Origin of the sequence: Salinivibrio sp. IB643, from assembly GCF_001996105.1 — a bacterium.
Classification (GTDB): domain Bacteria; phylum Pseudomonadota; class Gammaproteobacteria; order Enterobacterales; family Vibrionaceae; genus Salinivibrio; species Salinivibrio costicola.
In genome coordinates this window covers 25,098-39,177 of sequence record NZ_MUFF01000028.1, presented here as the reverse complement: position 1 = coordinate 39,177, position 14,080 = coordinate 25,098, and the positions used below count along the sequence as shown (strand labels likewise).

At 49.0% G+C, this 14,080-nt stretch carries 9 protein-coding genes, 4 tRNA genes and 1 rRNA gene; 8 read left to right on the top strand and 6 right to left on the bottom strand.

The genetic code is table 11. The annotated features are described in order from the left end of the window. Positions 1–81 precede the first annotated feature (81 nt). Positions 82–197, top strand: a 5S ribosomal RNA gene (gene rrf / locus BZG77_RS11975). 59 nt (positions 198–256) lie between these two features. Then, positions 257–333: transfer RNA gene (locus BZG77_RS11970), tRNA-Asp, on the top strand. 195 nt (positions 334–528) lie between these two features. Here the strand turns inward: BZG77_RS11970 and ilvY are convergent. Further along, a complete protein-coding gene (gene ilvY / locus BZG77_RS11965; protein ID WP_077647406.1) occupies positions 529–1,392 on the bottom strand; it encodes an HTH-type transcriptional activator IlvY in 864 nt (287 codons plus the stop codon). 131 nt (positions 1,393–1,523) lie between these two features. Here ilvY and ilvC point away from each other — a divergent pair, with 131 nt between their 5' ends. After that, on the top strand, positions 1,524–3,008 hold the full coding sequence (gene ilvC / locus BZG77_RS11960) for a ketol-acid reductoisomerase (protein ID WP_077647403.1): 1,485 nt from the start codon (positions 1,524–1,526) through the stop codon (positions 3,006–3,008). A 107-nt stretch (positions 3,009–3,115) separates the two neighbouring features. On the opposite strand, the gene ubiK is transcribed toward ilvC, so the two are convergent. The 4 genes from ubiK to BZG77_RS11940 form a co-directional block, all read right to left on the bottom strand. Next, positions 3,116–3,382, bottom strand: a complete 267-nt coding sequence (gene ubiK / locus BZG77_RS11955) for a ubiquinone biosynthesis accessory factor UbiK (protein ID WP_021022177.1) — start codon at positions 3,380–3,382, stop codon at positions 3,116–3,118. A gap of 100 nt (positions 3,383–3,482) precedes the next feature. Continuing rightward, a complete protein-coding gene (locus BZG77_RS11950; protein WP_077647402.1) occupies positions 3,483–6,575 on the bottom strand; it encodes a multidrug efflux RND transporter permease subunit in 3,093 nt (1,030 codons plus the stop codon). 12 nt (positions 6,576–6,587) lie between these two features. Further along, a complete protein-coding gene (locus tag BZG77_RS11945; RefSeq protein WP_077647401.1) occupies positions 6,588–7,694 on the bottom strand; it encodes an efflux RND transporter periplasmic adaptor subunit in 1,107 nt (368 codons plus the stop codon). A 21-nt stretch (positions 7,695–7,715) separates the two neighbouring features. Continuing rightward, a complete protein-coding gene (locus BZG77_RS11940; RefSeq protein WP_077647400.1) occupies positions 7,716–8,276 on the bottom strand; it encodes a TetR/AcrR family transcriptional regulator in 561 nt (186 codons plus the stop codon). Between the two features lie 167 nt (positions 8,277–8,443). On the opposite strand from BZG77_RS11940, the gene rep reads away from it, so the two are divergent. After that, a complete protein-coding gene (gene rep, locus BZG77_RS11935) occupies positions 8,444–10,471 on the top strand; it encodes a DNA helicase Rep (protein ID WP_077647399.1) in 2,028 nt (675 codons plus the stop codon). A 69-nt stretch (positions 10,472–10,540) separates the two neighbouring features. Here the strand turns inward: rep and BZG77_RS11930 are convergent, their stop codons facing one another. Continuing rightward, positions 10,541–10,975: a c-type cytochrome gene (locus BZG77_RS11930; protein WP_077647398.1), complete on the bottom strand. Its 435-nt coding sequence runs from the start codon at positions 10,973–10,975 to the stop codon at positions 10,541–10,543. A 323-nt stretch (positions 10,976–11,298) separates the two neighbouring features. On the opposite strand from BZG77_RS11930, the gene BZG77_RS11925 reads away from it, so the two are divergent. From BZG77_RS11925 to BZG77_RS11910, 4 genes are all read left to right on the top strand, one after another. Beyond that, positions 11,299–11,375 (top strand) — tRNA-Arg (locus BZG77_RS11925). Positions 11,376–11,407: 32 nt separating this feature from the next. Then, positions 11,408–11,483: transfer RNA gene (locus tag BZG77_RS11920), tRNA-His, on the top strand. A 24-nt stretch (positions 11,484–11,507) separates the two neighbouring features. Continuing rightward, positions 11,508–11,584 (top strand) — tRNA-Pro (locus BZG77_RS11915). 709 nt (positions 11,585–12,293) lie between these two features. Then, entirely contained in the window at positions 12,294–14,012 is a 1,719-nt protein-coding gene (locus tag BZG77_RS11910) for an ABC transporter ATP-binding protein (protein ID WP_077647397.1), read from the top strand. Positions 14,013–14,080: the final 68 nt, after the last annotated feature.

The following is a 14,080-nucleotide window of genomic DNA, read 5'->3' as shown; positions in this document are numbered from 1 at the left end:
ATAAGCCAGTTGATTGTGGCGAGAACGAACAGCTTTCTAGATACGTGTTTTGACTGAAAAGTGAAGACACACCCAATTTTGCTTGGCGACCATAGCGCTTTGGACCCACCTGACTCCATGCCGAACTCAGTAGTGAAACGAAGCAGCGCCGATGGTAGTGTGGGGTCTCCCCATGTGAGAGTAGGACATCGCCAGGCTTTGATTACAATTGATTAAAGCAAAGAGATATAAGCCTTTAGTCATACAGAATTGGTGCGGAGTGGTAGTTCAGTTGGTTAGAATACCGGCCTGTCACGCCGGGGGTCGCGGGTTCGAGTCCCGTCCACTCCGCCACTACTTAGAAGCCCTGCTAAATTTAGTAGGGTTTTTTTGCTATTGACTAGGTTCGCCCTGCGGGCGAATGAGTCCCGCAGGATGGCCTGCCCGTGTCCGCAACCCCGGCCTCCCGCCACTACTTAGAAGCCCTAGCTGAAAAGCTGGGGTTTTTTGCGTTTAAGCCCCTGGATAGTGATGTTGGGGCTTTTTGGGTTATCGCATCGTATCGAGTAGGGCGTTGAGTAAAGGCTCTTTGGCGCGGGAAGCTTTACAACAAAGGCCTAGTTCGAGAGGTTGCACAATTTCTTGGCGTAAGCGCTCAACCTTATCTTTTACAGGGCTGTTATCAATCACCACGTCCGGCGCAACACCAATACCACAGCCTAATGCCACCATACTGACAATCGCCTCGTGACCCGCTATTTGTGCGTAGACGTTTGCCTCGATGCCTTTGCTGGCTAGCCACTGATCCGCGAGATCACGGGCTGTCCCTGCTTCGGGCAAAATCAAAGGTGTGTGTTGCCAGTCAATGGCTTGCAGATCAATGCCACTGCTGGCCATTGCCGGTGCGATAACTGATAAACTGACTGTATCAATGGGTTGAAAGACTAAACTTGACGACAAATACTTTGGTTTGGCGGCAATGGCAATGTCTGCACTATTGTCTTGCACCTTTTCTTCTGCCTGAGCGGGATCGCCGGTCAGCAGTTGTAGCTCGATATTTGGGTATTGCTGACGAAATCGCGCGAGGAGCTCCGGTAAATGGCTATAGCTGGCGGTGACCGAGCAAAAGAGCGTGAGTTTACCGCCGAGCAAAGAGGCATGTTCATTAATATTGGCTTTGGTGGTATGCCATAGTTGTAAGATTTCTCGCGCCACGGGTAATAACGTTTTTCCTGCGGGTGTTAAGGTAACGGCTTTGTTAGTCCGAATAAACAAGGGTTGACCGATGTCCCCCTCAAGCCGTTGAATAATCCGACTTAAGGCCGATGGGCTAGCATGCATGGCTTTTGCCGCACGGGTATAGCTTTTGGTATCACAGAGGTGAAGAAAACCCGTAAGTTGTTTGGTGTTCATGGTATCTTCTTGCTTTATTTGCAATGTCATGTTGTGAATATATCACTTTAGGCAATGTGACGGTTAAGGTAGTATCAAAATTAAGCGGTGAAAACACACCCAATCATGGATTCGAATCAATGGAGCACCCTATGGCGAACTACTTTAATACCCTGAATTTGCGTCAACAATTGGAACAATTAGGCGTTTGTCGATTTATGTCGCGCGATGAATTTGCCAACGAGGCCGAATTCCTCAAAGGTAAAAAAGTGGTGATTGTTGGCTGTGGGGCGCAAGGGCTTAACCAGGGTCTAAACATGCGTGACTCGGGTCTCGATGTGGCTTATGCACTGCGTCAGGCGGCGATTGATGAGAAGCGTCCTTCTTACCAAAACGCGGTCGATCATGGGTTTAAAGTGGGGAGCTATCAAGATGTGATCCCACAAGCGGATTTGGTGATCAATCTGACCCCAGATAAGCAACACTCCAACGTCGTAGAGACCGTCATGCCGTTGATGAAAGATGGCGCTGCGCTCGGTTATTCTCATGGCTTTAATATCGTCGAAGTGGGTCAGCGCATTCGTGAAGATATTACCGTCGTTATGGTGGCGCCTAAGTGTCCAGGTACCGAAGTGCGTGAAGAATATAAACGCGGCTTTGGTGTGCCGACGCTGATCGCGGTCCACCCAGAAAATGATCCTAACGGCGAAGGCTTTGAGGTTGCGAAAGCATGGGCAGCCGCAACCGGCGGTCATCGTGCAGGGGTGCTAGCGTCTTCGTTTGTGGCGGAAGTAAAATCAGACCTGATGGGCGAACAAACCATCCTGTGTGGCATGCTACAGGCCGGATCGGTTGTCTGCTATGAGAAAATGATTGCAGAAGGTGTTGAGCCGGGTTATGCGGGTAAACTTATTCAATATGGCTGGGAAACCATTACTGAAGCACTGAAGTTCGGTGGCATCACGCATATGATGGATCGCTTGTCCAACCCCGCGAAAGTAAAAGCCTTTGAGCTGTCGGAGTCGCTTAAGGAACTTATGCGTCCCCTTTACAACAAACACATGGATGACATTATCTCTGGCCATTTCTCCGCGACCATGATGGCCGATTGGGATAATGGCGATAAAGATCTTTTCACTTGGCGTGAGGAAACGGCACAGACCGCGTTTGAAAACTATCCCGAGTCAGATGCCAGTATCAGTGAGCAAGAATTCTTTGATAACGGTATTTTGATGGTTGCCATGGTGCGTGCTGGGGTCGAGCTTGCCTTTGAGGTCATGGTGTCATCCGGCATTGTGGAAGAGTCGGCGTATTACGAGTCATTGCATGAGTTGCCGTTGATTGCCAACACCATTGCACGTAAGCGTCTTTACGAAATGAACGTGGTTATTTCCGATACGGCAGAGTACGGTAACTACTTGTTTGCTAATGTGGCGACGCCATTGTTGCGCGAGCATTTTATGCCAACGGTGGGTGCGGATGTGATTGGCAAAGGATTGTCAGAAACATCTAATCAGGTTGATAACGCCACCGTGATTGAAGTGAATGACCGTATTCGTCATCACCCGATCGAATATATCGGTGAAGAGTTACGTGGCTATATGACCGATATGAAGCAGATCGCACTTGATAACTAATTACGCTTAATAGCTAACTGCGCCCGATAACTGACTGCCATCAGTTGAAATGATACGCAGAGATAAGCCTGGCCTGAGGGTCAGGCTTTTTGCGTTGATGCGATCGGTTATTGCTGGTTATCTTGCGATTGGCCGATCTTTGTTTCCATTTCTTCAAGCTTTGCTTCGAGCTCGGTGAGCTTTTGACGCGTGCGCAGTAATACCTGAGTTTGTACATCAAACTCCTCACGGCTTACCACGTCAAGCTTAGTCAGCTGGCCTTGAATGGCTTGGCGCACACGGCTTTCCATATCCGTGCCTAACTCTTTGACAGGCTGAGGCATGGCATCGTGAATTTGCTTGGCCATTTGCTCAAGTTTTTTCGGGTCAAACATGGAATACTCCTTTATTAACTGTCTTCATTCTATGTAAATACGTACAGCTTGTCGAAAGGATGACAAAAGAAAAGGGCCCGTAGGCCCTTAATAGGATGCATTAATGTGATGCACGATAGTCTTCATCGAGCTTATCAAGCTCATCGTCTTCGACAAACACAGGCAGCGGCTTGTGCTTGCTGGCCAGATAGGTATAAATCACTGGCAGAACGAATAGCGTAAATAATGTCCCGATGGCAAGACCCGCCACGATGACTATCCCGATGCTAAAGCGTTGTTCGGCACCGGCGCCGCTAGCAAACATAAGCGGGATAAGGCCTGCAATCATTGCCGCTGTTGTCATCAAGATCGGACGCAGACGAATTTTTGCAGCCTCTTTTACCGCATCCATTCGACTGGCTTGGTGATATAGCTGCTGCTCTTTGGCAACTTCACAGATCAAAATACCGTGCTTGGTAATTAGACCTATCAAGGTTATCAGCCCCACCTGCGAGTAGATATTCATCGATGACAGCCCCCACGCCAAAGCAATCAAAGCGCCACAAATCGCCAGAGGCACTGAGACCAAGATCACCAGAGGGTCGAGTAGCGATTCGAACTGAATCGCAAGCACTAAGTAAATAATCGCCAGCGCAAACAAGAAAGTTGCATACAGTGCACTGCCTTCAGTGACGTATTGACGCGATTCACCAAGATAATCGTGCTGATACCCTTTTGGCAGTTCTGCCGCTTTGCTTTCAAACCACTCTACGGCGGTACCCATGGTCACGCTAGGGGCAGCAACGGCACTAATCGTCGCGGCATTCAATTGATTAAAATGAGGTAACGAGCGCGGCTCGCCTGTCACTTCAATATCAATCAAAGAGCCGAGAGGTATCGAATCACCATTGGCAGCGCTCACGTAGTAGCTTTCGATCGACTCAGGGTTAAGGCGATATTTACGCTCAACTTGCGGGATCACTTCATACGATCGGCCGTCAAAGTCGATACGATTAATGTAGCCGTCGGCCATCATGGTCCCGATCGTCGTACCGATATCACGCATGGTGACGCCATACGACCCCGCTTTATCCTTATCAATATGGATATTCATGGTGGCGGAGTCGAAGTTAAGGTTAAGCTCGGAGTAAACGAAATTTGGGCTCGATTGCACTTCGCCCATGATTTCAGCGGTTACCTGATACAGGCTTTCGAAGTTATTGGGCGATGTCACCACAAATTGAATAGGCAAACCTGAGGAGGCGCCTGGTAATTCCGGCATTTCGAAGGTGGTGACATTCATTCCTGGAATATCCTTCACTTCATTCGCCATGCGTTTGACTACCTCAGACTGGCTCGCTTCCCGCTCGCTCCAAGGTTCTAATGAGGCGATACCAAAGGCTTGATTCGACTTAGGTACCCCGGAGAAGACTTGTGAGAAAGCCACTTCGGGTTGCTCGTCCAGTTTTTGGTTCACTTCCGCCATGCTATTTTGGATGTAATCCAAGTTAGCGGTGGAGGGCGCAGTACCCATCATGACCACCACGCCTTTATCCTCTGACGGAGCAAGCTCACTAGGAATAAAGCTAAACAGCACCGGCAGGGAAGCGAATACAATTACCGCAAACGTCACGATCACCGGACGGCGCTCCATCACCTTGCTGAGCATACGCGCATACTTATCTGTCATCCCATCAAGGAAGCGATGTACCGCTAACTCAAAACGACTTGGTTGCGCATTGGCTTTTAACAGGGTCGCACACATCACCGGCGAGAGCGTTAGTGCCACAATGCCGGACACAAATACCGCCCCAGCAAGCGTTAACGCAAACTCCTTAAACAGGGAGCCGGTGATCCCGCCCATCATGGCGATAGGAGCATAAACGGCTGCCAGTGTTAGCGTCATAGAAATAACGGGCACCGCTATCTCACGGGTACCAATGATGGCGGCACGGAATGGTGATTCACCTAACTTAATATGACGGTCGATATTCTCGAGCACCACAATGGCGTCATCGACCACCAATCCGATGGCCAGAACCATGGCCAGTAGCGTCATCAAGTTCAGTGAGAAGCCAATCATTTCCATCACTAGCGCTACACCAATCAGCGACAGCGGGATGGTAATGATGGGAATGATCACCGCGCGGAACGAGCCCAAGAAAAGAGTAATAACCACCAACACAATTAACGCGGCTTCGATGATGGTTTTGATTACCCCATTGATTGACTCATTGATCGCATTCGACGAGTCATACAACACGTTCATCTCGATGTTATTGGGCATGTTACGTTCCACTTCGGGCAACATGTCCGTCACGTCAGCAGCAATATTGATCGGGTTGGCTGAGGGGGTGGCGTTGATGGCCGCAACAACTGCCTCAGAACCATTGGCAAGCGCTCGGACTTGATCGTGACTTTTTTCTAGCGAGACGTTAGCAATATCGCCTAACCGCACGACGCGACCATCTTGCGTATCAACCACCAGTTTGGCTAACTCTTCCGGCGTTGAAACTTGCGTATCCGCACTGCCGTTGTAGACCATAAAGGTACCGGTAGCTTGACCGGTTGCCGATTGGTAGTTGTTGGCATCGAGTACTGATATGACATCAGTGGCACTTAGCTTAAAGGCTGCCATCTTTTCAGGATCAAGCCATATACGTAAGCCGTACTTCACTCCGCCATATAGGTCGACTTTTGACACGCCACCCACGGTAAACAATTGAGGTTTAACTACGCGCTCAAGATAATCGGTTATCTGGCTCGAGTCGAGTTCGGGCGAGGTAAAACCGATATACATGACGGCGGTTGTAGAGCCGGTCGACATGGATACGGACGGATCTTCTGATTCTGCTGGGAGCTGTGCCCTTACCGAATTAACTTTAGCCAGTATATCTGCCAAGGCGGCATTCGGATCGGTATTTAGCTTCATGTTGACCGTGATTGTCGATGATCCCAGCACCGAATCTGAGGTCATAAAGTCAATATTGTCAGCTTGGGCGACAGCTTGCTCGAGCGGGGTGGTAATAAAACCCTGAATCAAGTCAGCACTGGCACCATAATAGCTGGTTGTGATGGTGACCACGGTATTGGTCATCTCCGGGTATTCCCTAACTTGCAACTTAAATAAAGACTGCAAGCCGAGCAGCGCAATCAGAATACTGATTGACGCAGCTAGCACTGGGCGCCGGATAAAAATATCAGTAAAGCGCATCACATCCTCGTCTTACAATTGAGGTAATTGTTCTGGTGGAGTGAGAGCGTCGTTGTCGACGATTTTCACTTTAGAGCCATTGCTTAAGCGCACCTGGCCGGACGTAACAACCTGATCGCCAGGCTCTAGACCGTCGATAATGCGTGCTTGATGGCCACGACGCTCGCCGACTTTAAGGACTTGTTGATAAGCGCGCTTTTCTCCATCTTCTTCACGGATCACATACACACTTTCACCGTATAGATTGAAGTTAATCGCGGTTTGATCAATCACGATTTGCTTCTCAACCGTCGGCAAAACGATATCGGCGCGGGCGAACATCCCTGAGCGTAACTGGCCATCATTGTTGGGAATATTGGCTTCCACTTTAATCAGGCCGCTCTGACTGTTGACCGCAGGCTCGATAGCACTGATAGAGCCGATGAATTCTTTTTCAGGATAAGCATCGACTGTAATGCGTAATGCCTGGCTTAGACGGAGCTTCGAGATATCGGTTTGCGGCACGGTAAAGCGCAGTTTCATTACCGAGGTATCTTCTAGCCGAGCAATATCGGTACCTGGCTGTAGGTACTCACCCATAAATACATTACGCAGACCAACCACACCATCAAAGGGAGCTTGAAGGTTACGACGTGCAATGGTGGCTTCAAGCGCATTAATGTCAGCTTGTAAAGAACGGTAATTCGCTTCAGCTTCATCCAATGCTTCTTTAGAAATCGACCCTTTAGTAAACAGTCCTTGATAACGTTTGAACTTGGCTTCTGCGGCGGGTAATCGTGCTTGCGTACTTGCCAAGTTGGCTTTTTCAACGCTAGAGTCGAGTTCAACCAGATTTTGCCCACGTTTAACGGTTTGGCCTGATTCAAAATTGATCACATCCACCACACCGGCAATTTGCGTGGTTAAGGTGATCCCTTGATTGGGCTCAACAAACCCGATGGCGTCCATGGTGGGTGTCCAGGGTTCAGCGTTAACGGTCACTGCCGTCACTGGGTGCGTCGGCTCTGGCATGTTTGCCATATACTCTGCAACCTTTTGCTGCTTAAACAGGTTAAAGCCAATCACACTGCCAAACAGCAGCAGTGCAAGGATAACCATAAAGAAAAACCATTTTTTCATCGAAGTAAGCTCCGAGCGTCGTTAGTGAAGAGAAATTGCATCCCAGCAAGCTTGGATCGCATCTGCGATAGCATAACTGTCTAGAGTTATAACACCCCGAACCTGTTTGCGAGCTAAACAAAAAACGGGTTCAAGCCCCAAGGTGATGAGCACCTCATCGTCCAGAGGCTTAAAGTGCTTTTGCCGCTTACCTTCCTGAAAGACTTGATAAAGATCAGAGAAGGCCTCTCGCTCTTGCTGGGTTTGTGACTGATCATCGCGTGGCAGGGCATCAAACTGGTCACGAGATAATAATAAGTGATCGCGTTGTAGCATCATGGTCCACGTGTTGCGCCATAACCGCTCAAATTGATCTTTTAGGGTTGGTTCATCCTTTACCCCCTGTTGAATATGGGTCGCACATTGCATCATAAGGTGCATAGACAGTTGACGAAGCAAGTCTTCTTTATCGTTAAAATAGCGATAAATGGTGCCGGCGGCCACTTGCGCTTGGGTGGCGACCTGATGCATTGAGACCTTGTCGAGTCCACGCGTGGCAATCAGTTGCTCTGTCGCCGCGAATATTTGCGTACGTTTGTCCATTGATGATGAACTCACTACTGAATGAACATTCATTCATTTTAGAGTGAATTTTGTGCGTATGACAAGCACAAATTATAGCAAGCTTGTTGAGCCTTGCTTGGGTGAGATAGACATCAGTAAGATTCCTTCTACAATGCCCTCTCAGCCATTAACGAGGTGCCGCCATCATGAAGCTTAATCCTGCGCAATCGGATGCAGTCCGCCATATTTCTGGCCCCTGTCTGGTGTTAGCTGGCGCAGGCTCGGGAAAAACACGCGTGATTACGCATAAGATCGCCTATTTGGTTCAACAATGTGGCTATAAAGCGCGTTATATTGCCGCGGTGACTTTCACGAACAAAGCGGCACGAGAGATGAAAGAGCGCGTGGCACAAAGCTTGGGTAAGCAAGAATCGCGCGGCTTGATGGTGTCAACCTTTCATACCTTGGGCCTGAATATTATCCGCCGAGAATACAAAACCTTGGGGTTAAAAGCGGGCTTTTCGTTGTTTGATGATCAAGACCAATTAGCGCTACTTAAAGCTCTGACCGAACAAGAGCTAGATAATGATAAAGACCTGCTGCGTCAATTGGTGCACACCATCTCCAACTGGAAAAATGCCATGTTGGGACCCGATGAAGCGCTGGCGCAAGCACAAGGTGAGCGGGACCAGTTATTTGCCGCCTGCTATGCGCGCTATCAAAAACAAATGCGGGCTTATAACGCGCTCGATTTTGATGATCTTATCTTGATGCCGGTGGCGCTACTTAGCCAAAACCAAACCGTGCGTGAGCGTTGGCAAGCACGTATTCGCTATTTATTGGTCGACGAGTATCAAGATACCAACACCAGCCAGTATCAATTGGTGAAGCTGCTGGTGGGTGAGCGATCACGCTTTACCGTGGTAGGGGATGATGACCAATCGATTTACTCCTGGCGAGGCGCTCAGCCGAAAAACCTGGTGTACTTACAACAAGACTTTCCGCGTCTGCATGTGGTGAAGTTGGAGCAAAATTACCGCTCAACCAGTCGAATACTGCGTGCAGCCAATATCTTGATAGCCAATAATCCCCATGTGTTCGAAAAAACGCTATTTTCTGCCTTGCCCGATGGCGACATGCTCAAAGTGCTGACTGCCAATAACGAAGAGCATGAAGCGGAACGTGTGGTTGGGGAACTGATAGGCCACCGTTTTTTAGGGCGTACGCAATACAAAGATTACGCGGTCTTATACCGTGGCAATCACCAATCGCGTTTGATTGAAAAAGCCCTGATACAAAATCGTATCCCATATAAAATATCAGGCGGCACGTCCTTTTTCTCGCGCGCCGAAATTAAAGACATCATGGCCTATTTGCGCTTGTTGACCAACCCAGATGACGACAATGCGTTTTTGCGCGTAGTGAATACGCCGCGACGCGAAATTGGCCCGGTGACATTAGAAAAACTCGGCAGTTATGCCAATCAGCGCGGCAAGAGCTTGTTTGCGGCAAGCTTTGAGTTAGGCCTGACCCAGCATTTATCTGGGCGAGGCCTGGCGGCTCTACAAGCGTTTACGCGGTGGATTGTTGAACTGTCTGATCAGGCTGAGCGGGGCGATACCGTGTCCGCGGTACGATCACTGTTGCGAGATACACAGTATGAAGATTGGCTGTATGAGAGTTCCTCCAGTCCCAAAGTAGCAGAGATGCGGATGAAAAACGTCTCACAGCTTCACAGTTGGATTGTCGCTGATCTTCAGGGGGACAACCCAGATCAGGTTGAACGAAGCCTGCGAGAAGTGGTTCAGCGCCTGACGCTGCGTGACATGATGGAACGTGGCGAAGATGATGACGAGGCTGACCAAGTACAGCTGATGACGTTGCACGCATCGAAAGGGCTAGAATTTCCATACGTGTATTTGATCGGTATGGAAGAAGGCTTGTTGCCTCATCAATCGAGTATTGATGAAGATAATATCGACGAAGAGCGGCGTTTAGCTTACGTCGGATTGACCCGTGCGCAAAAGGCGCTGACCTTTGTCGTTTGCAAAGAAAGGCGTCAGTTTGGCGAGCTTATCAAGCCACAACAAAGCCGTTTTCTCGACGAATTACCGTTTGATGATCTTGAGTGGGAGTCGCAGAAAAAACCTGTGTCTCAAGAAGAGAGAATGGAAAAAGGGCAAGCGGCGATCGCTAACTTAAAAGCCATGCTCGATAAAAACAAGTCACCCTAAACACAGCCTTGCTCAATAAGTAACGCCGCGAAGGCGGCGTTATTGTCAAACGATTGATGCGCGGTGCTATTAGAGTGCGTCGAGCATGTGCTCGATAGCCGCGACGATTTCATCATCCGAGCAGTCCATACAGGTGCCTTTGGCAGGCATCGCATTAAAACCGTTGATTGCATGTTTGGTTAGTGTTTCCATGCCTTTATCAACACGTGGGCCCCAAGCGGCGGCATCACCGGTTTTGGGGGCGCCAGCTGCGCCAGTGCTGTGACAGGCTGTGCAGTAAGTATTATAGACCTGGTCACCGCTACGTGGGCCAGTTGGCTCTGCTGCCGCCGTTTGCGTGGGGGCTTCTCCATCAATATACACGTCACCCACAGGTGCAATGCGCTCGGCGATTGCGGCTTTTTCTTGTTCAGACACTTCTAATGCTTGCGCAGCAGAAGCAAATAGTAGGGCTGCTACCGAGGCAACCATAATACGACCTAGACTTTTTCCCTTTGCGCTCACAATGACACTCCCACATTACTGGTGGCTTAACGCCTTTTTTATCTTATTTGCCGCCAACCTTAAGGGGTGAATCAATCTAGAGTGATTCGGTTGCGGCCTGTCAGTCTCGTCTCAACGGATCTGCCAACCTCGCTAGGTTAACCCCGTGTAAAGATTAGGTGATTATAGCGCTTTAGATTGTTACGTTAAACCGTTATAGTAGAGACCTCACTGACGATTTCTACGCGATTTGTTGAAAAAGAGACCAGTCAGTAAAAAAATTAAAAAAAATGCTAGACGGCTGGTGGTGATATCCGTAATATTCGACACCGCCAACGGGGCAAGCGCCCGTAGCTCAGTTGGATAGAGTGTTGGCCTCCGAAGCCAAAGGTCACAGGTTCAAATCCTGTCGGGCGCGCCATTCCGGGATAGGAATATGGCAGAAAATCAGTGGTGGCTGTAGCTCAGTTGGTAGAGCCCTGGATTGTGATTCCAGTTGTCGCGGGTTCAAGTCCCGTCAGCCACCCCATTATTTTCGCACTAAGCGATATGTCGGTGAATAGCGCAGTTTGGTAGCGCATCTGGTTTGGGACCAGAGGGTCGGGGGTTCGAATCCCTCTTCACCGACCACTATTACAAACCCTAGCCTAATGGCTGGGGTTTTTCATTTATATCTGTTCGCCGAGTGCAGAGGGTCGGGGGCCGGAAGCCCGGTCGCATCGAATCCCTCTTCACCGACCACTATTATAAACCCTAGCCTGACGGCTGGGGTTTTTTCGTTTATGCCTTTTCCTCTTTCTTCTCTGTTTCTCTCCTCTGTTTCCTTGTGCCGATTCGCTGATATAGACAATAAAAATGCAGAAATTAGAGCGCTATCAAGGTTTAGCGAGATAAAAAGTCATCAATTGGTCATAAATTCACAACTGATCGATACAGCTGCTATACCTGCCTTTACTAAGGATAAAAAACTACTTAATAAGTAACTTATAACTTATACAGTGTGTCAGTCATTTATAAATCAGTCATTATCACTACTGATATTATGTGGCTGTTAATTCAGATGGCTTTATTCTATGCGTGATTTGCTTTAAAACAGATGGAGTGGGAATAGCTTATATCTTTATGATATGAAGTGTGTTTTGTGTCTTGCCGCCGGGCAAGTGCTGGTAGTTAGATGAATGAATATCCGAGATGATTAGGCCTTTATGGTGTTTTCTTCTGTGATGTTGATTTTTTGTGAAATATTTGCCAGATTGGAATCGCATCTCTCCAAGGCGAGGCAGCCCCTTGTTTTGGTTAGCACGTTGATCGTCACCTTTGACGATATCAAGGATGAAAAATGTCACTGCTAGAAGTTAATAACCTCCGAATAGAGTACCCGTCTCGCCATGGTGTCCACGCGGCCGTGACCTCGCTGTCATTAACGATTGAGCGTGGTGAGATTGTCGGCGTGGTCGGTGAGTCCGGCGCAGGTAAATCAACCGTTGGAAATGCGGTGATTGATTTACTTAGCCCTCCAGGACGCATTGCCAGTGGCGATGTGTACCTCGATGGTCAAAAAATATCGGGCCTGACACCCAATCAAATGCGCAAAGTGCGTGGCGATAAGATTGGCTTTATTTTTCAAGATCCCATGACCTCGCTGAACCCGTTATTTACCGTCGAGCAACAGCTGACAGAAACGATAATAACCAACCTTAATCTGACGTCCCAGCAAGCCTATCAGCGTGCGATAAGCCTGATGGAGCAAGTCGGGATCCCAGAGCCTGAGTTGCGTATTAAGCAGTATCCGCATCAATTTTCTGGTGGGATGCGTCAGCGCGTGGTGATTGCGGTCGCATTGGCCGGTGAGCCAGATTTAATTATCGCTGATGAGCCAACGACAGCATTGGATGTTTCGATTCAAGATCAAATTCTCAATTTGATTCGCGATTTATGCCAGCAGAAAAATGTGGGTTGTATGTTAGTGACCCACGATATGGGCGTAGTGGCGAATGTGACCGATCGTGTCGCGGTCATGTATCGAGGTGACTTAGTTGAACTCGGCACCACACAGCAAGTGTTGGGCGATCCGCAACATCCTTATACCCAAAGTTTAATCTCCGCCGTGCCACGTTCCGATATCAAACTGGATCGTTTTCCTTTGGTGAATTACATCGAAGAAGCAGGCGAAACCCTTGAGCTGGATGTGAAGAACCACTGGCTAGGACAAAGCCAAGACCAACGCGCTTATTCTGGCCCCTTGTTACAAGTAAAGGACGTCTCGTTGCGATTTGTGACCAAGGATTCGTTTTTTGCCAGCCGTCGCGAATATGTCCAAGCCTCGGACCACGTCAGCTTTGATATTGTTGAAGGGGAAACTTTTGGTCTGGTCGGCGAGTCAGGCTCCGGGAAGTCAACCATCGCTCGGGCGATTACCGGGCTGTATCCGCCCAATACCGGCCAGATTATTTTTGAAGATATCGATTTGACCGCGATAAAAAGTGAGCGAGCCCGTCGTCCAATCCGTCGTCAAATGCAGATGGTGTTTCAAAACCCCTATTCATCCATGAACCCGCGGATGAAGATTTATGACATTATCGCGGAGCCGATTCGCTTTCACCGCTTGGCAGAAAGTGAGTCGCAAATCCGTCAAATTGTCGGAGACTTGCTCGATCACGTGGGATTGGGCCGTGGTGCTGGGATCAAATATCCGCATGAGTTTTCTGGTGGCCAGCGTCAGCGTATCTCGATTGCCCGCGCACTGGCGACGCGACCACGGTTGCTGATTTGTGACGAGCCAACCTCCGCGTTAGATGTCTCTGTTCAGGCTCAGATCTTAAATCTGCTTAAAGATCTGCAAGACGAGCTCAATCTGACCATGTTATTTATCAGCCATGATTTACCGGTGATTCGTCAAATGTGCGATCGCATTGGGGTGATGCGTAAAGGTCAGCTACTTGAAGTCGCTCCAACCGAGCAACTGTTTACTGACCCACAACATGAATACAGCCGTCATCTTATCTCATTAATGCCTGAGTTTAAGGGAATAAGCACAGAAGGTTTGCAACCGGCATAGCGTGCTATGTCGACGCGGCCAAGGGCCGCACCGTATCTATGATGCAAACACAGCAGGGGGCAACCCCT

What these genes read in the sequence shown, in the direction of transcription:
- BZG77_RS11945 (WP_077647401.1), bottom strand. Translation starts at nt 7,694, where the DNA reads ATGAAAAAATGGTTTTTCTTTATGGTTATCCTTGCACTGCTGCTGTTT.
- ilvY (WP_077647406.1), bottom strand. Translation starts at nt 1,392, where the DNA reads ATGAACACCAAACAACTTACGGGTTTTCTTCACCTCTGTGATACCAAA.
- ubiK (WP_021022177.1), bottom strand. Translation starts at nt 3,382, where the DNA reads ATGTTTGACCCGAAAAAACTTGAGCAAATGGCCAAGCAAATTCACGAT.
- rep (WP_077647399.1), top strand. Translation starts at nt 8,444, where the DNA reads ATGAAGCTTAATCCTGCGCAATCGGATGCAGTCCGCCATATTTCTGGC.
- BZG77_RS11950 (WP_077647402.1), bottom strand. Translation starts at nt 6,575, where the DNA reads ATGCGCTTTACTGATATTTTTATCCGGCGCCCAGTGCTAGCTGCGTCA.
- BZG77_RS11910 (WP_077647397.1), top strand. Translation starts at nt 12,294, where the DNA reads ATGTCACTGCTAGAAGTTAATAACCTCCGAATAGAGTACCCGTCTCGC.
- BZG77_RS11940 (WP_077647400.1), bottom strand. Translation starts at nt 8,276, where the DNA reads ATGGACAAACGTACGCAAATATTCGCGGCGACAGAGCAACTGATTGCC.
- ilvC (WP_077647403.1), top strand. Translation starts at nt 1,524, where the DNA reads ATGGCGAACTACTTTAATACCCTGAATTTGCGTCAACAATTGGAACAA.